Genomic DNA, 21841 nt, shown 5'->3' with positions numbered 1-21841 from the left:
CGGTTACGGCGTAACCCCGCCGCGTATCCCTCGGGTGGTGGGAGAAGAGTCGGCGGGGAGAAGGCGGGCGGTGCCGGTGGCACAGCGGTTCCGGCGCAGGCGCGCCGAACAGGACGAGGCGGGCGCGGCGCCGCGCCCGCGGCTGCACGCGGTCGGCGCGGACGTCTACCCGGACTGGGAGGCGGTCTACCGCGACAACGTCGACCGCGTCTACCGGCTGATGTTCTCGAAGGTGGGCAACCGGCCCGACGCGGAGGACCTCACGACCGAGGTCTTCCTGACCGCGTTGCGGCCGCTGCGCGTCTCGGCGAGCGTCGGCGAGGTACGGGCATACCTGCTGGCCACGGCCCGGACGGTGCTGGCCGGGCACTGGCGGCGCACGCTCGGCCGGGAGATCACGACGCTCGACGAGGAACGCGACGTCGCCGCCTTCGAGGAAGGCACCGTGGACCCGGGCATACTGGCCCGCGCGGAGGCGATCCTGGCGCAGCTGCCCGAGCGGTACGGCCGGATCCTGCGCCTGCGGTTCCTGCAGGCCTGTTCGCTCAAGGAGGCGGCGGCCGAGCTGGGCGTGACCGTCGGCAACGCGAAAGTGCTGCAGCACCGCGCACTGCGTCAGGCGGCTCAGCTGGCGGAAGGGATGGAGACGTGAGCACTCGAGGCGTCCGCCGGTTCGTCAAGGACCTCCTGCGCCGGCGGCGGCCGCGCCCGTTCGCGGCCGGTCCGGGCGACGAAGCCGAGCTGCGGACGGCGGTGCTGCTGCGCGCCGCCCGGCCGGGCGGCGCGGCGCCCGGCGAGGAGTTCGTCGCCGGGCTGCACCGGCGGCTCGCCCAGGAGCTCGGCGAGCCGGCTCCCGCGCGCGGCGGCAACCGCCGCCGGTTCATCCAGGTGTCCTCGGCCGCCGCGGTGGCGGCCGCGGCCGGGGCCGGGACCGAGTACCTGGTCACCTCGGCCGCCGAACCGGCCGCGGCGCCCCCTCCGCCGGAGGAGACCCTGCAGCCCGAGAACGGCGAGTGGCGCGCCGTCGTCGCGGCGCACGACCTGCCCGAGGGCGGGGTCCTGCCGTTCGACTTCGGGGCGGTGGCGGGGTTCGTGCACCGCACCGGCGGGCAGGTGCGCGGTGTGTCGGCGACGTGCACGCACCTCGGCTGCCGGCTGAACCTGGACGCGCCGGCACGGCGGCTGAACTGCCCGTGCCACCGGACGTCGTTCGCCGTCGACGGGGTCGTCCTCACCCACCAGCTGCCGGTCACGCCGCCGCCGCTGCCGCACCTGGTGGTGCGTGAAGCGGGGGGAGTGGTCGAGGTGCTGGTGCCGCCGGCCGGGGCGTAACCCCCGCGCGTATTCCCGGGCATGAGGAATTCCCTTGGGGTGAAACACTTCCTGCTCGTGAGCGTGGCGGCGCTGGCGCTCACGGCCTGCGCCGCGCCGGCACCGGCCACGCCGCCGCCGTCGATGCCGGACATGGCGAGCATGGCGCCGACGTCGCCGAGCGCGAGCGGGAACGCCACCACGAACACCGTGGCCATCAAGGACTTCGCGTTCGCGCCCGCGGCGACGACGGTGAAGAAGGGCACCACGGTCACGTGGACCAACCAGGACCAGGACGCGCACACCGTCACCAGCACCGGGTCCGGCGGCCCGCTGCGGTCCCCGACCCTCCAAACCGGACAGTCCTATCAGTACACCTTCAGCACCGCGGGCACCTTCGAGTACCTGTGCACCATCCACCCGTTCATGACGGCCACCGTGACGGTGACGCCGTGACCGGGGACGAGCACGGCCCCGGCGGCATGACCCGGCGCCAGCTGCTGCGCCACACCGCGTGGTTCGGCGCCGCGGTGGTCCTGACGGTGACCGGCGGCGAGGTGATCAGCCGGATCGCCGCCCCGGGCGAAGCCGCCGCCGTCGACGACCCGAACGCGCTGCGGTTCGTCCAGATCAGCGACAGCCACCTGGGGTTCAAGGGACCGGCCAACACCGCCGTCGAGTCGTCGTTCTCCCGGGCGCTGACCCAGATCAACGGCCTCGGCTACCGCCCGGACTTCGTCATGCACACCGGCGACCTGACGCACCTGTCGACGCCGGCCCAGTTCGACCAGGTCAAGCAGATGATGGGCACGCTGAACACCGGGCACGTGTCCACCGTGCCCGGCGAGCACGACTCGGTCGACGACGCCGGGCAGAAGTACCGCGCGGCGTTCGGCGCCGGCACGGCGGGCGACGGCTGGTACAGCTTCGACGTCAAAGGCGTCCACTTCATCGCGCTGGTCAACACGCTGAGCCTGGAGAAGCTCGGCCACCTCGGGACCGACCAGCTGGAGTTCGTGCGCAAGGACGTGGCGAAGCTCGGCTCGGACACGCCGATCGTGGTGTTCAGCCACATCCCGCTGTTCGCCATGTACCCGGCGTGGGGCTGGGGCACCGACGACGCGGCGCAGGCGCTGTCGTACTTGAAGCGGTTTTCGTCGGTGACCTGCCTCAACGGGCACGTGCACCAGCTGTTCACCAAAACCGAAGGCAACATCACCTTCCACAGCGCGACGACGACGGCCTATCCCTTGCCGCGACCGGGCACCCGGCCGGCCCCGACCCCGGTGACGCTGCCGGCCGGGAAGCTCGCGGACGCGCTCGGGATCCGCGAGGTGTCCTACCGGCCCGGCCGGCCGGGGCTGGCCGTGAAGGACGTGAAGCTGGCATGAACCTCTTTCTCCGCCTCGCGACGGCCGCGTGCCTCGCGGTGAGCGGCTACCTCCACGCGGAGCTCTACGTCGGCGGGTACCGGGTGATCCCGGTGATCGGGCCGGCGTTCCTGGCGCAGGCCGCGGCGGCGTTCGCGGTCGCGGTGCTGGTCGCCGCCGGCGGCCCGCTGCTGCTGCGGCCGGCCGCGGCCGGCCTGGCGGCGGGGGCGCTGGCGGGGTTCGCCGCGTCGCGCACCATCGGGGTGTTCGGCTTCTCCGAGCGGGGGTTCCAGCCCGCGCCGGAGGCGCTGCTGAGCGTCCTCGCGGAAGTGGCGGTGCTCGTGCTCGTCGCGATCACGCTCTGGCGGGCGCGGTCAGCGCAGGTACGACGCGCCGTTGACGTCGAGGACGGCGCCGGAGCTCCAGGCGGCCTCGGGTGAGGCGAGGTGCACGATCGCCGCGGCGACATCCTCGGCCGTGCCGACCCGACCGAACGGGCTCTGTTCCCGCAGCCGGTCTCCGTGCGGGCCGGCCAGCGCCGTCTCCTGGCGCTCGGTCGCGACGAACCCCGGCGCGACCGACGTCACCGAGATCCCGTGCGGGGCCAAGGCGATCGCCATGGACTGGCCGAACGCCTGCAGCGCCGCCTTGCTCGCGCCGTAGGCCGGGTGCTCGGGCTCGCCGCGGAACGCGCCGCGCGAGCCGACGTTGACGACACTGCCCGGGCGGCCCTGTCCGATGAGGTGCCGGGCCACGGCCCAGGTGACGTTCGCGGCGCCGAGGAGGTTGACCTCGACGGTGCGCCGCCAGACCTCCACCCACCGGTCGTAGCCGACCTCGGCGATCGCGTGCCGGGTCTGCTCGGTCGGGGCCTGGGCGGCGTTGTTGACCAGGACGTCGACCCGGCCGAGCGCCGCGACCGCCTCGTCGGCGATCCGGCGGGCCGCGGCCGGGTCGCCGAGGTCGCCCGCGAGGCAGACGTGCCCGGAGCCGGGCAGCTCGCGCAACGTCGTCTCGGCGTCTTCGCGGCGGCTCGCGTAGTGGACCGCGACGCGGTATCCGCGGTCGGCGAAGGCACGGGCGGTGGCCCGGCCGATGCCGCGCGACCCGCCGGTCACGAGGACACCGTGGGCGGTGTCTCGGTTCATCCGTCTTCTCCCCGGGTGCTGAGGGCGAACAGCTGCGGCGTCTCGCCCGGGCCGGCGGGGAAGTGGGCGATGAACGTGACCCCGTCTTCCCCGGCGTCGAACCGGGCGATCCGCGCTCCTTCCGGCTCATGGAACACGTCGCCCGCGCGCAGCACCGAGGCGGGTTCGCCCTCGACCTGGTAGACGGCCGAACCGGTTTCGATGCTGCCGAACACCGGTCCGTTGTGGACGTGCAGGCCCGACCCGTGGCCGGGGGCGATCGTGATGCGGCGGATCTCGACGTGGTCGACCAGACGCGGCTGCGGGAGCCGCTGCTCCAGCACCAGGGTCCGGGTGACGGGCTCGGCCGGGACCGCGGCGGCATCGGCACCGGCCACGGCGTCGCCGAGTTCGGTAGGGGTGCCGTCGCCGGGGATTTCCTCGATTGCCAGGTGGGTCATCGCGGACGTGTCGGTGGCGCCGTGCCAGTGCCATTCCCCGGCGCCGACGCGGACGGTGTCGCCCGGCCGGACCAGCTGGGCCGGACCGCCCCGGCGCTGCACGTAACCGGTGCCTTCGGTGACGACGAGCACCTGCCCGAGCGGGTGCCGGTGCCAGCGGGTCCGGGCGCCGGGCGCGAACTGCACCCGGTCCACCCGGGTCCGCGACGGGCCTTCGGGCACGGCGAGCGACGTGATCCAGGCGCTGCCGGTGACGGCATCGGCGGGCGCGGCCACGCTGGCCGGCGGAACGGGACGGACGTGCACGGCGGGCTCCTCAGTCGGTGTGGGTGGCGAGCAGGGCGAGAATTCCGGAAACGGCCTGGTCGAACGGCTCGGGCGCGTTCGCCGCGCGGGCGAGCACGTAACCGCCCTGGAGCACGGCGACGACCGTGGCGGCCAGCGCCGCGGTGTCCAGTGCGGCGGGCAGCTCACCCGCGTCCCGGCCGTCGTCGAGGACCCCGGCCAGGCGCGCCCGCAGACGGGTGAGTGTCTCGTCGACGGGCGCGCGCAGCTCCGGATCCGCCACGATCTCCGGGTCCTGCGTGAGCCGGCCGATGGGGCAGCCCCGCAGCACTTCGCGCTCGCGGCGCAGGTACGCGGTGATCCGCTCGACCGCGGTCCCCGGCCGGCTCAGCTGGGCCTCGGCGGCGGCCAGCAGCTCGTCCGCGCTGCGGCGCACGGCTTCCAGCGCGAGCTGTCGCTTGCCGCTGAAGTGGTGGTACATGCTGCCCTGGCCGGCGCCGGCGCGCTGCTGGATGGCCTTGGGGCTGGTGCCGACGTAGCCGCGTTCCCACAGCAGCTCGCGGGTGCTGTCGATGAGCTGGTCCCTCGTGTCCACACTCGCACTGTACATACTAGTAGGTACAGAAGGGAAGACCGAAAAGGCGGCGGGCCCGGCCGGGCCCGCCGCCTCGACGGTGGTTCAGGCGCCGGGGCCGGAGTAGACCTCCGCGCCCGCGGGCTCCTCGACGGTCGTCGGCTTGTTCCAGTCGCTGAACTCCATCGTCCCGTCCTTCGGCTGCTGCATGCGGAGCAGGTAGTGCGGCTCCGCGGCGGCCACGGTGAGGGTGCCGTCGGTGCTGGTGAAGGTCTGGGCGGGCGTGCCGCCGACGGTGGTCTGCTCGCCACCGGTGAAGGTCGACGTCGCGAGCTGGCCGACGGTGTTGTCGGTGAACGTCCGGTAGTCGAGGAACTGCTTGAAGGCGTCGGCGATGCCGGCCCCGACCTTGGCCGTGGACGGCACCCACTTGTCCTGCAGCAGCTTGCCCGCCGAGGCCGGGATCCCGGCCTCCTTGATCAGCGAGGCGGTGAACCGGAAGTAGTACTTGTCACCGACGCGCAGGACCGGGATCTCGATGCCGTCCTTCACCACCGTGCCGCTCGCGCTGTCCTGGTTGAGCTGCAGGTCGAGGTTGATCGTGCCCTCCTGCGAGATGGTGCCGCGGACGTGGACGGCGGAGGCCTGCTTGGCGGCGTCGGCCACGGCGGAGCCCGCCTTGGCGGCCTCGAGGCCCGCGGGCGCGGCGCTCGCCGGGGCGGCCGACGAGGACGAGGACGTGCCGGCGGCCGGGGCCGGGGTGGCGGGAGCGCTCGAGCAGGCCGCGCAGACAGCGGCGACGGCGACGAGCACCGCCAGGTGAGAACGAGACATGGGATTCCATTCGTGCAGGGTCCGGGCGTCCCGGACACGAACGGGGTATCGGCCGGAGGGGTGATCCGTTACACCCGGTCAGCTCGCGGTGCGGGTCCGGAGCAGGCTGGCGGTGACGGCGGTCGCGAGGATCACGCCGATCACGGCCAGCGACAGCGTGGTCGGGATCTTCCACACCTCCAGCAGCAGCATCTTCGCGCCGACCCAGACGAGGATCAGAGCGAGGCCGAGCTTGAGGTAGACGAACCGGTGCATGAGGTCGGCGAGCAGGAAGTACAGCGCGCGCAGGCCGAGGATGGCGAAGGCGTTCGAGGTGAACACGAGGAACGGCTCCTGCGTCACCGCGAAGATCGCCGGGATCGAGTCGATCGCGAAGACGATGTCCGTCACCTCGACCAGCACCAGCACCGCCAGCAGCGGCGTCGCCACCCGGCGGCCGGCCTCGCGGACGACGAACTTGCCGCCGTGGCGGGTGTCGGTCGACGGGACCAGGCGGCGGAACACGCGCAGCACGACGTTGCGCTCGTAGTCCACGGCCTGCTCGCGGTGCCGGGCCATCCGGACGCCGGTGAGCACCAGGAACGCGCCGAACACGTACAGGACCCAGCCGAAGCTCGCGAGCAGCGCCGAGCCGGCGGCGATGAAGACCGCGCGGAAGACCAGGGCGCCGAGCACGCCGTAGAACAGGACGCGGTGCTGGTGCTCGCGCGGCACGGCGAAGTACCCGAAGATGATCGCGAAGACGAACACGTTGTCCACGGCCAGCGACTTCTCGATCAGGTAGCCGGCGAAGTACTGGCCGGCGAACTCCGCACCCCAGGCCCACCAGACGACGGCGCCGAACGCGACCCCCAGCGCCACCCACACGCCGGACCACGCCAGCGCCTCGCGCACGCCGACGACGTGCGCCTTGCGGTGGGCGAACAGGTCGACCGCGAGCATGAGCAGGATGACGCCGAGCACAGCGGCCCAGGCCCAGAACGGAACGGTCACGGCACACTCCTCCGGTTCGGTGGCGAACCGGAGGTCTTCCCGGCCACCCGAAGGTGGCGCCGGCACCGGGTCTGCGCCGGGGCAGCCGGATTGACGATGCCGGACCGAGACGGGTACTCCCCTCCGTCCACTCCAGAATGACGAACTGCGCTTCGTCTGTCAAGTGTGGACGGCTAGGCTGCCGCCATGGCTTCGTGGACGTTCCTGAGCAACCACGCGCACGTCCTGCTGTGCCTGGCGGAAAACCCGGACCACAAGCTGCACGACATCGCCGAGCGGGTGGGCATCACCGAACGCGGGGTGCAGCTCATCCTCGCGGACCTCATCGACGGCGGCTACGTCGAGCGCGAGCGGGTCGGCCGGCGCAACCACTACACGCTGCATCCGGAAGGACGGCTGCGCCACCCGCTGGAAGCGCACCACCGGGTGGCGGACCTCATCGCCGCCTTCGGACGTCTTGAAACGTAATAAGCTGCCGTAGTAGCGTCGGGACGCTCAACTTGTGAAAGCTTTCAACGCGGAGGTCACGATGCGCGGCAGGCACGCATGAAGGTCGCCCTGCTCGTCACCTGCCTCAACGACGCGCTCTTCCCCGACACCGGCAAGGCCGTCTTCCGGCTGTTGCGGCGCCTCGGCGTGGACGCGGACTTCCCGCAGGCGCAGACCTGCTGCGGCCAGCCGATGATCAACACCGGCTACCTCGACGAGGCCGTGCCCGTGGTCCGCGCGTTCACCGAAGCTTTCGCGGGCTACGACGCCGTCGTGACGCCGTCGGGTTCGTGCGCCGGGTCGGCGCGGCACCAGCACGCGCTCGTGGCCCGGCGGGCCGGCGACCCGCCCCGCGAAGGCCCGGCGGTCTACGAGCTGAGCGAGTTCCTCGTGGACGTGCTCGGCGTGACCGACGTGGGCGCCTGCTTCCCGCACCGCGTCACCTACCACCCGACGTGTCACTCGCTGCGGATGCTGGGCGTCGGCGACAAGCCGCTGCGGCTGCTGCGCGCGGTCCGCGGGCTCGAGCTCGCCGAGCTGCCCGCCGCGGAGGAGTGCTGCGGGTTCGGCGGGACGTTCGCGGTGAAGAACGCCGAGACGTCGACCGCGATGGGCGCGGACAAGACCTGGCACGTGCGGGAGACCGGGGCGGAGGTGCTGGTGGCGGGGGACAACTCGTGCCTGCTGCACATCGGCGGCCTGCTCTCGCGGCAGCGTTCCGGTGTCCGCGTGCTGCACCTGGCCGACGTGCTGGCTTCGACCGAGGAGGACGCGTGAGCGCCACGTTCGTCGGCATGCCCGCGTTTCCCGAGGCGGCCAGGCGAGCGCTGGCCGACACGCAGCTGCGCCGCAACCTCGCGCACGCCACCGGCACGATCCGCGCCAAGCGCGCGGCCGTGGTCGGCGAGGTGGTCGAGTGGGAGGAACTGCGCCTGGCCGGCGCGGCGATCAAGGACAACACCCTGCGGCGGCTCGACGAGCACCTGCTGACCCTCGAAGCCGCCCTGCGGGCCCGGGGCACGACCGTGCACTGGGCGCGGGACGCGCGGGAGGCGTGCGAGATCGTCGCCGGGATCGCGCGGGACCACGGTGCCGACGAGGTCGTCAAGGTCAAGTCGATGGCGACGCAGGAAATCGGGCTCAACGAAGTTCTCGCCGGGCACGGCATCACGGCGTGGGAGACCGACCTGGCCGAGCTGATCGTGCAGCTCGGCGCCGACCTGCCCAGCCACATCCTGGTGCCGGCGATCCACCGCAACCGCGCGGAGATCCGGGAGATCTTCCGGCGCGAGATGGCCGCGGCGGGACGTCCGGCGCCCGCGGGCCTGACCGACGACCCGGCCGAGCTGGCCGGCGCCGCCCGGCTGCACCTGCGGGAGAAGTTCCTGCGCGCGAAGATGGCCGTGTCGGGGGCGAACTTCGCGGTCGCCGAGAGCGGCACCCTGGTCGTCGTCGAGTCGGAGGGCAACGGCCGGATGTGCCTGACGCTGCCCGAGGTGCTCGTTTCGGTGGTCGGCATCGAGAAGGTCGTCCCGACCTGGTCCGACCTGGACGTCTTCCTCCAGCTGCTGCCGCGGTCGAGCACGGGGGAGCGGATGAACCCGTACACCTCGACCTGGTCGGGACCGGCCCCCGCGGACGGGCCGCGGGAGATGCACGTGGTCCTGCTGGACAACGGCCGCACGCGGGCGCTCGCCGACGACGTCGGCCGTCAGGCGCTGCGGTGCATCCGGTGCTCGGCGCGCCTGAACGTGTGCCCGGTCTACGAGCGCACCGGCGGCCACGCCTACGGCTCGGTCTACCCGGGACCGATCGGAGCGATCCTCAACCCGCTGCTCAAGGGCGTCGGTGTCGACGAGCAGACCGACTCGCTGCCCTACGCCTCCAGTCTGTGCGGGGCCTGCTTCGAGGCGTGCCCGGTGCGGATCGACATCCCCGAAGTCTTGGTGCACCTGCGATCCCGGGTGGTGGACGCGCACCGCGGCCGGCCGCCGGAACCCGAGGCGGTGGCGATGAAGACGGCCTCCTGGGTGCTGTCCGACGTCCGGCGGCTCGGGTGGGCCGAACGCGGGCTGGCGGTGGCGAACCGGGCCGTGACCCGGTTCGGGCGCCGGGTGCTGCCGGGCGGCCGCCGCGCGGTGTCGTGGCTGCCGTGGCCCGGTTCACTGTGGACGAACGCCCGTGACTTGCCCGCTCCGCCGCGCGAGCCGTTCCGCGTGTGGTGGCGGAAGCGATGAGCGCGCGCGAAGAGATCCTGGCGGCCGTCCGTGGTGCGCTGCGGAACGCCGACCGGTCCGAAGTGGACGTTCCACGCGGGTACCGTTCGGCTGTGGCGAACGACTTCGTCGAGCTGTTCGCCGAGCGAGTGGCCGGCTACCGCGCCACGCTCACCCGCTGCACGACCGCTTCGCTGCCGGAGACGATCCGGGCGGCGCTGGGCCCCGCGCGGAAAGTTCTGGTGCCGGACGGGTTTCCGGCCGAGGTGGACGGCGTGCCCGCGTCCGCGGTCCGGACCACGGCGGAGCTGGCCGGGTTCGACGCCGTCGTCACCACGGCCGCGCTCGGCATCGCCGCCACCGGCACCATCGTGCTCGACCACGGCCGCGGACAGGGCCGTCGCGCGCTGAGCCTCGTGCCGGACGTGCACATGTGCGTGCTGCGCGAAGACCAGATCGTGCCGGGGGTGCCGCACGCCGTCGCCGCGCTGGATCCGGCGCGCCCGCAGACGTGGATCAGCGGCCCCAGCGCCACCAGCGACATCGAGCTGACGCGGGTGGAAGGCGTGCACGGGCCGAGAACCCTGCACGTCATCCTCGTGGCCCCCTGACGGGCTCGGTCACCGGCGGCGGGCCGCCGCGCGGGCGCGCAGGTGGGCCCGTTCGCCGTGTTGTCCGAAGAGGATCAGCAGCTCGACGGGATTCCCGTCGGCACTGCCCAGCCAGTGCGGCAGCGTCGTGTCGAACTCCGCCGCCTCGCCCGCCGGCAGCACCAGATCGTGTTCGCCGAGGACCAGCCGCAGCTGCCCGTGGAGCACGTAGAGCCATTCGCAGCCGTCGTGCGACCGGTGGTCCGGCTCGCGCGGGCCGTCGCCGGGGATGATCATCTTGTACGCCTGCATGCCGCCCGGCCGCCGCGACAGCGGGACGAACGTCATGCCGTGCCGGTGGATCGGCGTCAAGTGGATCCGCGGGTCGCCGGTCGGCGGCGCGCCCACCAGGTCGTCCAGCGGGACGCGGTAGGCGCGGGCCAGCGGCAGCAACAGTTCCAGGGTGGCTCGCCGCTGCCCGCTTTCCAGCCGGGACAGCGTGCTTTCCGACACGCCGGTCGTGACGGCCAGCTCGGCGAGCGTCAGCCCGCGGGCGCGGCGCAGTGCCCGCAGCCGCGGGCCGACGGCGTGCAGCACGTCCTCGAAGTCGTCGCTCACCCCGGCCATCTTGCCGAAACCGCAAGAAGGCGTGCCACCCCGGCAGGTGCGGGGCAAGGTGGGCCGCATGACCGTCACCGAAGAGGCCGCCCGCTTCTGGGACCGGCACTACGGGACCCGGCGGCCCGCGCCGCGCGCCAACGTCCGGCTCACCGAAGTCGCCGCCACCCTCGGCCCGGGCACGGCGCTCGACCTGGGTTGCGGCGCCGGCGGTGACACGCTGTGGCTCGCCCGGCGCGGCTGGCGCGTGACCGCGGCCGACCTCTCCCGCGTCGCGATCGCCCGCCTGACCGGCCGGGCCCGCGGCCTCGGGCTCGGCCACCGCGTCAAGGCCGAGCGCCACGATCTGGCCGAGACGTTCCCCGAGGGCCGCTTCGACCTCGTATCGGTGCCGTACCTGCACACGCCGTTCCCCCTCGCGCGAGCCCGGGTCCTGCGGCGGGCCGCGGAGGCGCTCTCGCCGGGGGGACGGCTGCTGGTCGTCGACCACGGGTCGGTCACGCCGTGGTCCTGGAGCTCCGGCGACCGGTTGCCGTCCCCGCGCGAAGTGGCCGGGACGCTCTCGCTCGACCCCCGGGAGTGGACGGTCGAACGCGCCGACGTGCTTCCCCGGCGGGCGGCCGGGCCCGGCGGGCAGCGCGCCGAAGTCGTCGACCAGCTGCTGCTGATCCGCCGGACGCGCTGGACCTCCGAGGAGGATTTTCATGCCCCGCCGACGTGACACCCCGCCCCCGCGGACCGGGCCCGGCGAGAAGGACGTCCTGCGCGGTTTTCTCGACCAGCTGCGTGCCGCCGTGGCCGCCAAGGCCGAAGGCGTGCCGGAACCCCGCGTCCGCGCGCCGGGCGTGCCGTCAGGGACGTCCCTGCTGGGCCTGGTGCGGCACCTCACCCACGTCGAACGGTTCACCTTCCTCGGTGAACGTCCCCGGGACTGGCCGGGCACGTTCCGGCCGCGTCCGGACGAGACGGCGGCGGCGGTGCTGGCGGGCTACCGCGCCGCCGTCCGGGAGGCCAACGCGGTGATCGACGCGTGCACCGACCTGACCGAGCCGGTGGCCCGGCCGGGTGGCACACCGCCGTCGATGCGCTGGGCGCTGGTCCACATGATCGAGGAGACCGGCCGCCACGCCGGTCACGCCGACATCCTGCGCGAACTGATCGACGGCTCGACCGGCCGGTGAATGAAACGCCGCCTGCCGGGTATGCCGGCCGCATGACGACTTCGCCGTTCGAACCGGATCCGCACGTGGGCGAGCAGGAAATCGCGGCCGCCGACCCGGGACCGGGAGCGCCGGAAACGGCCGACGGATTCGGCCCCGGCGCCACCGGTCCCGACGTGATCGTCCCCGGCGAGGACGACGACGAACCGGAAGGGTGAATCGGTCAGCGGATCCGCGCGGCCGCCGCGAAATAAGCATTCGACGGGGTGAGGAACGACAGAATCACCCCGACGACGGCGGCGGCCACGCTGACGTAGCCGAGGACCGTGCTCTGCCCGGCCAGCAGCGAGATCAGCTGCAGGGCGGTGATGACCGTGAGCACTATCCGCGCCCAGTTCCGGCCGGCCCGCAGCTTGAACGCGAACAGCAGGTACAGCGCGGCGATGATCACGGCGATCACGAGCGCCACGATCATCGTGATGTTCACCGCCTGGTCGATCTGCGCGTCGGTGAGGGTGCCGCCGCTTCGTCTGGTGGAATCGCGCAACGCGGCGGCGATCGCGTCGCGACTGGCGAAGATGAGCACGCCGCCGACGAGCCCGAGCACCGTCGAGGCGATGAACGCCCAGAAAGCGCCTTCGACGGTGCTGGGCCGCTCGGCGGCAACGGGGTGGCCGGTGGTCGCGGAATCGGGGTGGTTCGGGTAGTTCGCTGAATCAGTCATGGAGATCGAATAGCACTCTTTCGGATGACCCGCTGATCGAGCGACCATTTCTGGCTGGTCAGTGTCGCCTGCCGAGCGCCTCCCGCTTGACGAAGCCGATCACCGCGGTGGCGACGAACAGCACCGCGCCCACGATGATCAGCCAGAAGAGGCCCTTGATGACGATGCCGAGGACCACGAGGACGGCCCAGATCACGAGTAGCCCGATGAGAAGTCCCATGACCGCTTCCCTTCTGCAGGTGGCGGGAGTGATACCCGCCCGGCGGCCGAGCTACACCTCGCGGAGGTGGCGGCTCCGCACGCGGAGGTGACGGCGACCGGGTGCAGGGTGACCTGGGGGCCGGTGGTGCTTGGGGCTGCGGTAGCCGGGGGCCTGGGCCGGGTGGTCGGTGGTGCTTGCGGCCGCGGTATTCGCGGGAGGGCCGCGCGGCCGGTGGAGTTCGGGACGGGATTCGCGGGGGAGTGGCTAGGCCGGGCGTGGCCGTGCGGGCGTCGAGGTTCGCCTCCTTGCGGGCCGCTCCGGCCGTGCCCCGGCGCCCTCGAACCTCACCTCTCCCCGCGGGCCCGGGACTCCGCGCGGGCGTGCAAGCTCGCCTCCAGCTTGGCGAGCAAGCCGGTCAGTGTCGTGCGTTCCTCGCGCGTCAAGGCGCCGATGAGGTCCGCCTCGTGCTCCAGCAGGCGGCGTACCGTCGCCTCGATCAGCGTATGTCCCGCTTCCGTCAGCCTGACCCCCACCGCTCGGCGCGAGGCCGTCGACGGTGCTCGCTCGACCAGCCCCGCCTCCTCCGCGCGCGCCACCCGCTGCGAGACCGCGCCCGCCGTCACCAGGGTCCGGCGGGTGATCTCGCGAGTCGTCAGCTCGTAGGGCGGTCCCGCCCGCCGGATCACGCTCAGCAGGTCCAGGGTCGACGGGTCGATCCCCAATGCGGCCAGCGTCCGGCGGCGGTCGTCGGCCAGGAGCTTGGCGACGCGCCACGCCGGCGTGATGACCTCGATCGATTCGGTGCGCACACCGGGGAGCTCGCGCTCCCACGCCGCCGCGATGTCCGCGGCCGGCCAGCGCAGGATCGCTTCCATCGGGTAGCTGTCGTTGGACACCGTCGCCCTCCCGTTGCTATGTTTAGAGCTAAACGTAGCAGAGGTGGAGGTAGCTGTGAGTCGCATCGTGCTGGTCACCGGAGGCGGGTCCGGCCTCGGCAAGGCCGTCGCCGCGCGGTTCCGCGCGGACGGCGACAGCGTCGTCGTCACCGGCCGCGACGCCGCCAAGCTCGACCGCGCGGCCGCCGAGCTCGACGTCCGGCCCATCCCGTGCGACGCCACCGATCCCGCGCAGGTCACCCGGCTGGCGGACGAGCTGGGCCCGGAGCTCGACGTGGTCGTCAACATGGCCGGCGGCAACACCGATCTCGGTGCCGAACCGGAGCCGGGGCTGCCGGGCGTGCTCGCGGCGTGGCGGGCGAACCTGGACGCCAACCTGCTCAGCGCCGTGCTGACGACCACCGCGGTGCTCGGCAAGCTGCGCCCGGGCGGCACGATCGTCAACGTCGGGTCGATCGGCGCCGAATACGCGTCCTCGTCCTACGGTGCGGCGAAAGCCGCGCTGGCCGCGTGGACGGCCGGGCTTTCCGCGCAGGTCGGCCCGAAGGGCCTCACCGCCAACCTGATCTCGCCGGGCTACATCGCCGAAACGGACTTCTTCCGCGGGCAGCTCAGCGAGCAGCGGCGGGAGGCGCTCATCGCGGCGACGCACAACGGGCGGGCCGGGCACCCGCGCGACATCGCGGAAACCGCGTACTTCCTGGCCTCGGCGGGCGCCCGGCACATCACCGGCCAGACCCTGCACGTCAACGGCGGCGCGCACACCACGCGCTGACCGTCCACTGTGGAGCGGCTCGTCAGAACCCGCGGAAGACGCCGTCCTCGCCGGTCGAAGTGGTGAAGTCGGCCCAGTCCATGTTGGCCAGGTTGATGTTGTTCTCCACGCTCCACAGGTGGGCGGGCAGCACCCGGAACGGCCGGAAGCCGCCGTCCGCGCGCGGCAGCACCCAGACCGCCAGGACGGGGTGCTCCGCGCTGGTGAGGGTCGTCTCGTCCGCGAGGAAGGAGACGATCGGCCCGGCCGTTTGCTTCGCCCGCAACGCGTCCGCGTCCATGCCTTCGAACGCCCGGTCGTCGACGAGGCTGAGATGCGCGAGGAAGCCGTCTTCGCTGGGGGTGCGGGCTTCTTCGGCGAGGGCGGCCCAGGCGTCGTCGTCCCCGAACCACGTGCGGACGAGGACCGGGCTGCTCGGCAACGTCGTCATGCCCGCACCCTAGCGGCGCAGGCCCCCGCGCGGACGCGCCCGCACCCTGGCGGGGTCAGGAGGTCAGGAGGTCAGGTTCAGGGCGTCGCTCAAGCCCGTGATGTCGATGAGCCGGCGCAGGCGGGCCGTCGGGCGGATCCGCACCGGCACCTGGGCTTCGCGCGCACTGGCCTGGAGGCGCACCAGCGCCTCCAGGCCGGTCGAGCTGCAGAAGCCGACCCCGGTCATGTCGACTTCCACGGCCGTGGGACGGGCCGCCAGCGCCGCGTCGAACTCGGCGTGCAGCCGGTCGCGGTCGGTCAGGTCGACGGCGCCGTCGAGCCGGATCGTCCGGACGCCGTCGCCTCGGGTCTCGGTGTGGATCTCCAGCGGTCCGGCCAGTGCCGGAATGTTCGGTTCGGCGTCCATGTCCCGGTTCCTCGTGTGTCCTGGCTGCTCCTTCGAACCTACGAGGAAACCGCGTGACTCTCAACCCCGCGAACTGTTGCCTGCGTCAACTGTTGCCGACGCCGAGCGCGGCGAGGAGCACGAGGACGACCGTCGCGACCGCGACCAGCCCGTGCGCCCCGACCACGACCACGGGGAAGTGCTGCTCCGGCGCGTCGGTGGTCCGGGCGCGGCGGCCGGGGAGCCACCGGGCCAGCATGGTGAAGCCCAGCGCCGCCACCGGCACGAGCAGGACGAACGCGATCCACGCCAGCGTCTTGCCGCCGGCGATCAGGTAGATGATCCACAGGACCAGCCCGGCCGCGGCGAGCGCGAAGTGGCCGAAGATCAGCCCGGGGGAGAAGCGGCTGCGCGCCGGCTCGCGGGTGCCGCCCTTGGCGATCCACGTGCCCAGCATCACGAAGCCGCCCACGGCGGTGACGAGCCAGGCGATGAGCGCGGCGATGTTCATGATCGGTCTCCTCGGTGTGGTGGTGGGTCAGGCGGGGTGGCGGGTCGCGTAGCCCTCGGCCTGGGTCGATTCGGCGGCGACGCGGACGCCGTAGTGGTAGGCGAGCTTTCCCCCGAGGTATCCCGACGCGGCGAGCGCGAGGAGCGCGGCCACCGACAGCACCAGCGGGCCGGTCCCGACCGCTCCCGGCCCGTCGGAAGACGCCCGGCGCCAGAAGAACCCGATGACGTAGGCGGCGGTGACGGCGAGGTTGAGGCTCATGTGCGTCAGCCCGGTGCGGAACGCCCGGGTACCGGTCGGGACCGCCAGCAGGTCGAGGGTGCCGATCAGGGCCGCGGCCAGCGCCCCGACGACGCCGATCGCGATGAGCCAGACCGATCCGCGGGCCAGGAACCCGGGGTCGTCGACGATCAGCGACCCGATGTCGAACACGAGGCTGGAAACCCAGGCACCGATCGGGACGGTGACCAGGATCGGGTGGAACGGGTGTCCGTACGGGCCGGCCAGCACGGCGCTCACCGGCTGCTTCGCGTGTTCGAGTTCGTTCGTCATGTCAGGCTCCTTTTCGCCAACGAAGTTTGGTCTTATTGCCGGGAGTGGTCAACCCGGCCCGGCGAGCGTTACCCGATCGGAGTTACGTAAACGTGCGTCGGTGTTAGCCTGCAGCCATGGACCGGGAGCCGATCGGCGCGCTGGCCGCGCTGGACGAGCCGCTGCGGCGCGGCATGTACGCGCACATCCGGCAGGCCCGGCACCCGGTGACGCGCGACGAGGCCGCGGAGGCGGTCGGGATCTCCCGCAAGCTCGCGGCGTTCCACCTGGACAAGCTGGTCGACGCCGGGCTGCTGCGGACGCGCTACGAGTTCGCCGGCGGGGTCCGCAAGGTCGGGCGCGCGCCGAAGGTGTACGAGCCGTCGGATCTCGAGGTGCGGGTGAGCATCCCGCCGCGGCACCACGACGTCCTGGCGGAGATCCTGCTGGACGCGGTCCTGGACGAAGGCGGCGACGAAACGGCGCGCGACGCGGCACTGCGCACGGCACACCGCCACGGCGAGCGCCTGGGCGCGGCAGCCCGCGCCGAGACCCGCCCCGGCCGCCTGGGCACGGAACGGGCGCTGACGCTGGCGTCGTCGATCGTCGAGCGCCACGGCTTCGAGCCGGGCCGCGAGGCCCCGACCTGCCTGCGGCTGCGCAACTGCCCGTTCCACCCGCTGGCGGCGAAGGCGCCGGACCTGGTGTGCGGCATCAACCAGGCCTTCATGAGCGGCCTGCTGGCGGGGCTCGAGGCACGCACGGTGGAGGCGGTTCTGGACCCGCGAGCGGGTGAGTGCTGCGTGGAACTCAGGCCGGCCGCGACGGAGTGATCGGCCCGGGCCGGTCGCACGCTGTTCGCGGGGGCCGGTGGAGGCGGTTCTGGGCCCGCGGGCGGGTGAGTGCTGCGTGGAGCTCAGGCCAGCCGCGACGGAGTGATCGGCCCGGCCACTCCGTTCGCGGCTCCGGCGGGGGCGCCGGAGCCGTGGCCGGGTCACTGGTGGCCCGCCCGCGCCATGGGCGCCGGCGAGATCCGGGCCGGACGTGGCCACGCGGATCGGCCCAGCGCAGCGGGCAGGCCCGGGCCCGGCGTGGCCCGCTGCCGGAGCGGCCTCAGGCGGCGAGATCGGCCGCGGCGGCCAAGACTTCCGGTGCCAGCGCCTCCGCGATCGCCGCGTAGCCCGCCGACGACGGGTGGAACCGGTCCGCCGAGAACAAGCCCGGTTCCGCCGCGAACCGGGCCGCGAGCCGCGGTCCCGCCGTCGCCACCACGCCGCCGGCCCGGCTCGCCGCTTCCGCCTGGACCCGCGCGTATTCGCCGCTCGCCGCCGAGACCAGGCTTCGGTAGGCGCCCGGCACCCTCGACACGATCCCCAGATCCGGCGCCGGCACCACCACGACGCGGGCGCCGGCGCGGACCAGGCGCGCGACCGCCTCCTGCAGCTGCCGGGCGCCCGCCGCCGGGCTGACGAACCCCGCGAGGTCGTTGGCGCCGATCACGATCAGCGCCAGGTCCACGCCGTCGCGCACGGCCGCGCCGACCTGCCGGCCCAGGTCCGCCGACCGGGCGCCGGGCACGCCCGTCACGCGAAGCCGGACGCTGTGGCCCGCGGCGCGCAGCCGCCGGGCGAGCCGCTGCCCGAGCGTGTCTTCGCCGCGGCTGCTGCCGACTCCGGCCGCCAGCGAGTCGCCGAGGACGCAAAAGCGCAGAATGGTCATCGTCTCCTACAACGTCGGCGCCGTGTCGTTGTTTCCCGGCGCGAAGGGGGTTGCGCATGGCCCAGCCGCTCGTGCGGGTCCTGCTGGGGCTGGCGCTGGTCGTCGTCCTGGCTCTGGCGCTGCTGTGGACCTTCCAGCGGCGGCTCGTCTTCGTCCCGGACACCACGCCCGTGGCCGCCGCCGGCGTGGTGCTGCCCGGCGGCGAGGACGTCCGCCTCCGCACCGCCGACGGACTGGAGCTGGGCGCCTGGTTCGTCCGGCCGCCGGGCGGCGACCCGGCGGCGACGGTCCTGGTCGCGGGCGGCAACGGTGGCAACCGCGCCGGCCGGGCGCCACTGGCCGCGAAGCTCGCGCAGGCCGGGCTGGCCGTGCTCCTGCCCGACTACCGGGGCTACGGCGGCAATCCCGGCGACCCCAGCGAAGCCGGGTTGGCTCTCGACGTCCGCGCGGCCTACCGCTTCCTGGTCGAGGACCGGCGCGTCCCCGCCGGGCGGATCCTCTTCTACGGCGAAAGCCTCGGGTCCGCCGTCGTGACCGAGCTGGCTCTCGAACACCCGCCCGCGGGGCTGCTCCTGCGGTCGCCGTTCGCCGACCTCGCGGCCGTGGCGGCCGAGATCCACCCGTACCTGCCGGTGCGGCTGCTGCTGCGCGACCGGTTCCCGGTCCGGGACGAGGTCACGCGCCTGCGCGTGCCGTCGGTGGTGGTGCTGGGCACCCGCGACTCGATCGTCCCGCCGGCGCAGAGCCGGGACGTCGCCGCGGCCGCGTCGGCCCGGCTGGTCGAGATTCCCGGAGCCGACCACAACGATCCGGTGCTGCTGGACGGCCCCGAGATCGTCGACGCCGTGCTGTCGCTCGTCCCGCGCTGAGGGCCGTCACCGGCCGGCTGTCACCCACGTCGCGATCTGGGCGCGGTTGGTGAAGCCGAGCTTGGTGAGGATGTGCTGCACGTGGCTTTCCGCCGTCCGCTCGGAAATGTGCAGCAGGGCGGCGATCTGCTTGTTCGTCAGCCCGTCGGCCACATGGGCGGCGACCTCCCGTTCGCGCCGCGTCAACGGGCCCGGGGTGTCACCGCGCAGGGACGCGGTCAGAGCTTCGGTGGCCCGCCGCAGCGGCGCCATCCCGAGCCGCGCGGCCGTGGCCGACACGGACGCGGCCAGCCCGAGCGCTTCGGCCGCGTCGCCCGGACGGTCGCGCCGCGCGAGCACCTTCGCCAGATCGAAGCGGGCCAGCGCGGCATACGGCGGCGTGCCGGCTTCGTCGTTGGCCGCGACCGCGAGCTTCAGCTCGCGGACCGCTTCGCCGAGCCGTCCGGCGGACGCGGCGGCGAGACCCAGGTACCGCCGGACCGAGCCGGTGACGACGATCGAGCCGGCGCCGCCGGTGACGAACAGCCCCGCGTGCGGACGCAGGATCGCCGCCGCCGACTCGACCGCCGCCGGCGGCCCGAACTCGGCGGCCAGCTCCACGGCCGTGGCGGCGACCGGCAGCGTCGCGGGTACCGGGACCGGCTCGCCGACCGAAGCCCGCCGGTACAGCTCGCACGCCCCGGCCCGGTCACCCGCCAGCAGCAGCCACCCGGCGTGCATCAAGCCGACGAACGGCGGCGCGTGCTCGGCGAAGACCCGGTACATCGCGGGCGTCACGAGCTCCGCGCGGCCGGTGAGCCCGGCGATGGTCGCCAGCACGGTGATCGGCACCCCGCGCAGGGACATGTGCGCTTCGTCGGCGACGAGCGCGAAGCTCTGCTGGAGCGCTTCGACGGCTTCGCCGAACCGGCCGCGGGCGATGGCGATCGTGGCGGTGCTGCGCAGCAGGTGCCACCGCGCGAGCGGGCGGCGCAGCCGTCCGGCCAGCTGCCGGACCGCGGTGAGCTCGTGCTCGGCTTCGCCGAGCCTGCCGAGCATGAGCAGCGCGTCGAACCGCCACAGCCGGCCCCACTGCATGGCGTCGGCGTCGTCGGCCGCTTCGCCGAGGGCCACCATGCGACGCGCGAGGGCGAGCCGTTCGTGGACGCCGCCGGGATCCGAGCGCACCATCTGCCGGGCGCGCAACGCCGAGCGGAGCACATCCGGGTCGCCCAGCCGCTCGGCGATGGCCAGGGCCTCGGCGGACGCCGCCTCCGCTTCGCCGCCGCCGAGGAATCCGGCTTCGCCCGCGTACAGGGCGAGCAGCCGCGCCCGCAGCGAGTCGTGGCCGGGCGGCAGTTGCGCGAGCGCCTCCTGCGCGATCTTGCCGCCGTTGAAGCTGCCCCACGGATCGGACAGGCCCTCCACGGCCAGCGCCACCTCGCCCAGCGCGGCCGGGTCACCGGCTTCCCGCGCCGCCGCCGCGGCGGCTTCCAGGGCACGGGAGCCGCGTTCGATCTCGCCGCCGCGCAGGCGGGCGATCCCTTCCCGGCGCCGCAGCCGCGCCCGGCAGGCGGCGGACGCGGGTGCCGCGTCGAGCGCGCGCCGGTAGAGCTGCGCCGCGCGTTCCCAGGCCAGTTCCGCGAGTGCCTGGTCACCGGCCCGCTCGGCCCACCGCGCGGCCCGCGCCGCGTCGCCGACGGGCAGCGATTCCAGCCAGTGGTGGGCGATCGCGGGGGTCCGGGACGGGTCGCGCCGCTCGAGCCACGCCGCCATCCGGGCGTGCGCGGTCAGCCGCGCAACCGTCGGCAGGCCGGTCGCCGCGGACTCGCGGATCAGGTCGTGCTTGAAGCCGCGCGCGGTGACGATGCCGGCTTCGGTGGCTTCGTCGAGCCCGGCCAGGACGTCGGCGACGGGGCTGCCGGTGACGTCGGCGAGCGCGGCCGGATCGAGTTCGCCGCCGAGCACGGCCGCGGTGGCGACGAGCCGGCGGCACGGCTCGCTCAGCCGCGCCAGGCGCGCCCGGACGGTGTCGGCGACCCCGTCGGGCAGCGCCTCTCCGGCCGTGCCGGCGAGCCGGGCCAGCTCCGTCACGAAGAAGGGGTTGCCGCCCGACCGGCGGCTGACCAGTTTCGCGAATTCGGGCGGGACGCCGGTCCCGATCTGCGCGGCGACCTCGGCCTCGGACAGCCCGGCCAGCCGGATCCGGGTCAGGACCGGCTCGCGGGCCAGCGCCGCCAGCGCGGCGGTGAGGGCCTCCCGGCCGGTGGTCTCGGTGTCCCGGTAGGTCACCACGACCAGCACCGGCATCCGGTCGAGGTCGCGGGCCAGGTGCACGAGCAGGGCGAGCGACGCGGCGTCGGCCCACTGCAGGTCGTCGAGCACGGCGAGCAGGCCGTGGGACGCAGCGGCGGCGCGGAGTTCGTCGGCGAAGGTCTCGAAGGCGGTGAACCGCGCCTCCGGCGAGCCGTCCGCGCCACCGATGGGGAACCGGCGGCCGAGCGAGCGGGCCAGCTGCCGGAAGATCCAGTAGGGCGGGCTGCCCTGGTCGTCGCTGGCCCGCCCCCAGCCGGCCGGCACCCCGGCCTGCCCGGCGTGCCGGGTCAGCTCCCGGGCCAGGCTGGTCTTGCCGATGCCGGGCTCGCCGACGACGAGCACGAGCCCGCCGCGGCCGGCTCTGGCCTCGTCGAGGCGGCCGCGCAGCAGGTCCAGTTCGCCGGCCCGCCCGACGAAGCCCCGCCCGAGCTCCATGCGCCCATACGATACGGCGCGCCGGCCTGATCAGCCGCA

30 protein-coding genes are annotated in these 21841 nt (G+C 73.7%); 15 read left to right on the top strand and 15 right to left on the bottom strand.

Annotation, left to right across the window (positions count from 1 at the left end; translation table 11 throughout):
• Positions 1 to 70 precede the first annotated feature (70 nt).
• From BT341_RS30205 to BT341_RS43705, 5 genes are read left to right on the top strand one after another with little or no spacing between them, the layout of a single operon-like run.
• The gene (locus tag BT341_RS30205) at positions 71 to 652 is read left to right on the top strand and encodes an RNA polymerase sigma factor (RefSeq protein ID WP_072479499.1); all 582 of its coding nucleotides are present in this window, start codon (positions 71 to 73) and stop codon (positions 650 to 652) included.
• Positions 649 to 1332 (top strand): QcrA and Rieske domain-containing protein, encoded by a 684-nt coding sequence (locus tag BT341_RS30200; protein WP_072479498.1) that lies wholly within the window; start codon positions 649 to 651, stop codon positions 1330 to 1332. The genes BT341_RS30205 and BT341_RS30200 overlap by 4 nt, the downstream gene beginning before the upstream one ends.
• 39 nt (positions 1333 to 1371) lie before the next feature.
• Positions 1372 to 1767, top strand: coding sequence for a cupredoxin domain-containing protein (locus BT341_RS30195; protein ID WP_245805153.1), 396 nt, complete (start codon positions 1372 to 1374; stop codon positions 1765 to 1767).
• Complete coding sequence (locus BT341_RS30190) at positions 1764 to 2702, top strand: metallophosphoesterase family protein (RefSeq protein WP_072479497.1); 939 nt, start codon at positions 1764 to 1766, stop codon at positions 2700 to 2702. Before BT341_RS30195 ends, BT341_RS30190 begins: the two co-directional genes overlap by 4 nt.
• Positions 2699 to 3121 carry a hypothetical protein gene (locus BT341_RS43705; protein ID WP_084743032.1) on the top strand — a complete coding sequence of 141 codons (423 nt, stop codon included), beginning with the start codon at positions 2699 to 2701 and terminating at the stop codon, positions 3119 to 3121. Before BT341_RS30190 ends, BT341_RS43705 begins: the two co-directional genes overlap by 4 nt.
• On the opposite strand, the gene BT341_RS30180 is transcribed toward BT341_RS43705, so the two are convergent.
• The 5 genes from BT341_RS30180 to BT341_RS30160 all read right to left on the bottom strand — a co-directional run bounded on the left by BT341_RS30180 (position 3056) and on the right by BT341_RS30160 (position 6955).
• A complete protein-coding gene (locus BT341_RS30180; RefSeq protein WP_072479496.1) occupies positions 3056 to 3829 on the bottom strand; it encodes an SDR family NAD(P)-dependent oxidoreductase in 774 nt (257 codons plus the stop codon). The genes BT341_RS43705 and BT341_RS30180 overlap by 66 nt on opposite strands.
• Positions 3826 to 4575: a cupin domain-containing protein gene (locus BT341_RS30175; protein ID WP_072479495.1), complete on the bottom strand. Its 750-nt coding sequence runs from the start codon at positions 4573 to 4575 to the stop codon at positions 3826 to 3828. The genes BT341_RS30180 and BT341_RS30175 overlap by 4 nt, the downstream gene beginning before the upstream one ends.
• A gap of 10 nt (positions 4576 to 4585) precedes the next feature.
• Positions 4586 to 5149, bottom strand: a complete 564-nt coding sequence (locus BT341_RS30170) for a TetR/AcrR family transcriptional regulator (protein WP_072479494.1) — start codon at positions 5147 to 5149, stop codon at positions 4586 to 4588.
• Between the two features lie 84 nt (positions 5150 to 5233).
• Positions 5234 to 5962, bottom strand: a complete 729-nt coding sequence (locus BT341_RS30165; RefSeq protein WP_072479493.1) for a hypothetical protein — start codon at positions 5960 to 5962, stop codon at positions 5234 to 5236.
• Positions 5963 to 6040: 78 nt separating this feature from the next.
• Complete coding sequence (locus BT341_RS30160) at positions 6041 to 6955, bottom strand: TerC family protein (protein WP_072479492.1); 915 nt, start codon at positions 6953 to 6955, stop codon at positions 6041 to 6043.
• 186 nt (positions 6956 to 7141) lie between these two features.
• On the opposite strand from BT341_RS30160, the gene BT341_RS30155 reads away from it, so the two are divergent.
• From BT341_RS30155 to BT341_RS30140, 4 genes are all read left to right on the top strand, one after another.
• Complete coding sequence (locus BT341_RS30155; protein ID WP_072479491.1) at positions 7142 to 7423, top strand: helix-turn-helix transcriptional regulator; 282 nt, start codon at positions 7142 to 7144, stop codon at positions 7421 to 7423.
• Between the two features lie 78 nt (positions 7424 to 7501).
• Entirely contained in the window at positions 7502 to 8221 is a 720-nt protein-coding gene (locus BT341_RS30150) for a (Fe-S)-binding protein (protein ID WP_072479490.1), read from the top strand.
• Between the two features lie 17 nt (positions 8222 to 8238).
• Positions 8239 to 9681, top strand: a complete 1443-nt coding sequence (locus BT341_RS30145) for a lactate utilization protein B (protein WP_072482261.1) — start codon at positions 8239 to 8241, stop codon at positions 9679 to 9681.
• The gene (locus tag BT341_RS30140) at positions 9678 to 10271 is read left to right on the top strand and encodes a LutC/YkgG family protein (protein WP_072482260.1); all 594 of its coding nucleotides are present in this window, start codon (positions 9678 to 9680) and stop codon (positions 10269 to 10271) included. Before BT341_RS30145 ends, BT341_RS30140 begins: the two co-directional genes overlap by 4 nt.
• Before the next feature lie 9 nt (positions 10272 to 10280).
• Here BT341_RS30140 and BT341_RS30135 read toward each other — a convergent pair whose 3' ends face one another.
• Positions 10281 to 10868, bottom strand: a complete 588-nt coding sequence (locus BT341_RS30135) for a helix-turn-helix domain-containing protein (protein WP_072482259.1) — start codon at positions 10866 to 10868, stop codon at positions 10281 to 10283.
• Between the two features lie 67 nt (positions 10869 to 10935).
• Here BT341_RS30135 and BT341_RS30130 point away from each other — a divergent pair, with 67 nt between their 5' ends.
• The 3 genes from BT341_RS30130 to BT341_RS45550 are packed head-to-tail and all read left to right on the top strand — an operon-like array spanning position 10936 to position 12246.
• On the top strand, positions 10936 to 11589 hold the full coding sequence (locus tag BT341_RS30130) for an SAM-dependent methyltransferase (RefSeq protein ID WP_072479489.1): 654 nt from the start codon (positions 10936 to 10938) through the stop codon (positions 11587 to 11589).
• Positions 11573 to 12049, top strand: coding sequence for a DinB family protein (locus BT341_RS30125; RefSeq protein ID WP_072479488.1), 477 nt, complete (start codon positions 11573 to 11575; stop codon positions 12047 to 12049). Before BT341_RS30130 ends, BT341_RS30125 begins: the two co-directional genes overlap by 17 nt.
• Before the next feature lie 32 nt (positions 12050 to 12081).
• Positions 12082 to 12246, top strand: coding sequence for a hypothetical protein (locus tag BT341_RS45550; protein WP_177328924.1), 165 nt, complete (start codon positions 12082 to 12084; stop codon positions 12244 to 12246).
• A gap of 5 nt (positions 12247 to 12251) precedes the next feature.
• Here BT341_RS45550 and BT341_RS30120 read toward each other — a convergent pair whose 3' ends face one another.
• The 3 genes from BT341_RS30120 to BT341_RS30115 form a co-directional block, all read right to left on the bottom strand.
• A complete protein-coding gene (locus BT341_RS30120) occupies positions 12252 to 12752 on the bottom strand; it encodes a hypothetical protein (protein WP_072479487.1) in 501 nt (166 codons plus the stop codon).
• Between the two features lie 58 nt (positions 12753 to 12810).
• Positions 12811 to 12972: a hypothetical protein gene (locus tag BT341_RS44510; protein WP_143168675.1), complete on the bottom strand. Its 162-nt coding sequence runs from the start codon at positions 12970 to 12972 to the stop codon at positions 12811 to 12813.
• 326 nt (positions 12973 to 13298) lie between these two features.
• Positions 13299 to 13850, bottom strand: a complete 552-nt coding sequence (locus BT341_RS30115; protein ID WP_245805152.1) for a MarR family winged helix-turn-helix transcriptional regulator — start codon at positions 13848 to 13850, stop codon at positions 13299 to 13301.
• A 55-nt stretch (positions 13851 to 13905) separates the two neighbouring features.
• Between BT341_RS30115 and BT341_RS30110 the strand changes: the two genes are divergently transcribed.
• Positions 13906 to 14625, top strand: a complete 720-nt coding sequence (locus tag BT341_RS30110) for an SDR family NAD(P)-dependent oxidoreductase (RefSeq protein ID WP_072479486.1) — start codon at positions 13906 to 13908, stop codon at positions 14623 to 14625.
• Between the two features lie 22 nt (positions 14626 to 14647).
• Here BT341_RS30110 and BT341_RS30105 read toward each other — a convergent pair whose 3' ends face one another.
• The 4 genes from BT341_RS30105 to BT341_RS30090 form a co-directional block, all read right to left on the bottom strand.
• Complete coding sequence (locus tag BT341_RS30105) at positions 14648 to 15055, bottom strand: DUF6924 domain-containing protein (protein WP_072479485.1); 408 nt, start codon at positions 15053 to 15055, stop codon at positions 14648 to 14650.
• A 63-nt stretch (positions 15056 to 15118) separates the two neighbouring features.
• A complete protein-coding gene (locus BT341_RS30100) occupies positions 15119 to 15463 on the bottom strand; it encodes an STAS domain-containing protein (protein WP_072479484.1) in 345 nt (114 codons plus the stop codon).
• A gap of 85 nt (positions 15464 to 15548) precedes the next feature.
• Positions 15549 to 15953, bottom strand: coding sequence for a hypothetical protein (locus BT341_RS30095; protein WP_072479483.1), 405 nt, complete (start codon positions 15951 to 15953; stop codon positions 15549 to 15551).
• 27 nt (positions 15954 to 15980) lie between these two features.
• The gene (locus tag BT341_RS30090; protein ID WP_072479482.1) at positions 15981 to 16505 is read right to left on the bottom strand and encodes a DUF2231 domain-containing protein; all 525 of its coding nucleotides are present in this window, start codon (positions 16503 to 16505) and stop codon (positions 15981 to 15983) included.
• Positions 16506 to 16621: 116 nt separating this feature from the next.
• Here BT341_RS30090 and BT341_RS30085 point away from each other — a divergent pair, with 116 nt between their 5' ends.
• Positions 16622 to 17317, top strand: coding sequence for a helix-turn-helix transcriptional regulator (locus BT341_RS30085; RefSeq protein ID WP_072479481.1), 696 nt, complete (start codon positions 16622 to 16624; stop codon positions 17315 to 17317).
• A 280-nt stretch (positions 17318 to 17597) separates the two neighbouring features.
• On the opposite strand, the gene BT341_RS30080 is transcribed toward BT341_RS30085, so the two are convergent.
• Positions 17598 to 18203: an SGNH/GDSL hydrolase family protein gene (locus BT341_RS30080; RefSeq protein ID WP_072479480.1), complete on the bottom strand. Its 606-nt coding sequence runs from the start codon at positions 18201 to 18203 to the stop codon at positions 17598 to 17600.
• A 56-nt stretch (positions 18204 to 18259) separates the two neighbouring features.
• Here BT341_RS30080 and BT341_RS30075 point away from each other — a divergent pair, with 56 nt between their 5' ends.
• Positions 18260 to 19072: an alpha/beta hydrolase gene (locus tag BT341_RS30075; protein WP_072479479.1), complete on the top strand. Its 813-nt coding sequence runs from the start codon at positions 18260 to 18262 to the stop codon at positions 19070 to 19072.
• Positions 19073 to 19078: 6 nt separating this feature from the next.
• Here BT341_RS30075 and BT341_RS30070 read toward each other — a convergent pair whose 3' ends face one another.
• Positions 19079 to 21802: a helix-turn-helix transcriptional regulator gene (locus BT341_RS30070; protein WP_072479478.1), complete on the bottom strand. Its 2724-nt coding sequence runs from the start codon at positions 21800 to 21802 to the stop codon at positions 19079 to 19081.
• Positions 21803 to 21841: the final 39 nt, after the last annotated feature.

The organism is Amycolatopsis australiensis (genome assembly GCF_900119165.1).
GTDB lineage: Bacteria > Actinomycetota > Actinomycetes > Mycobacteriales > Pseudonocardiaceae > Amycolatopsis > Amycolatopsis australiensis.
The sequence above is the reverse complement of the archived record's forward strand: the minus strand, read 5'-3'. Positions and strand labels throughout refer to the sequence as shown.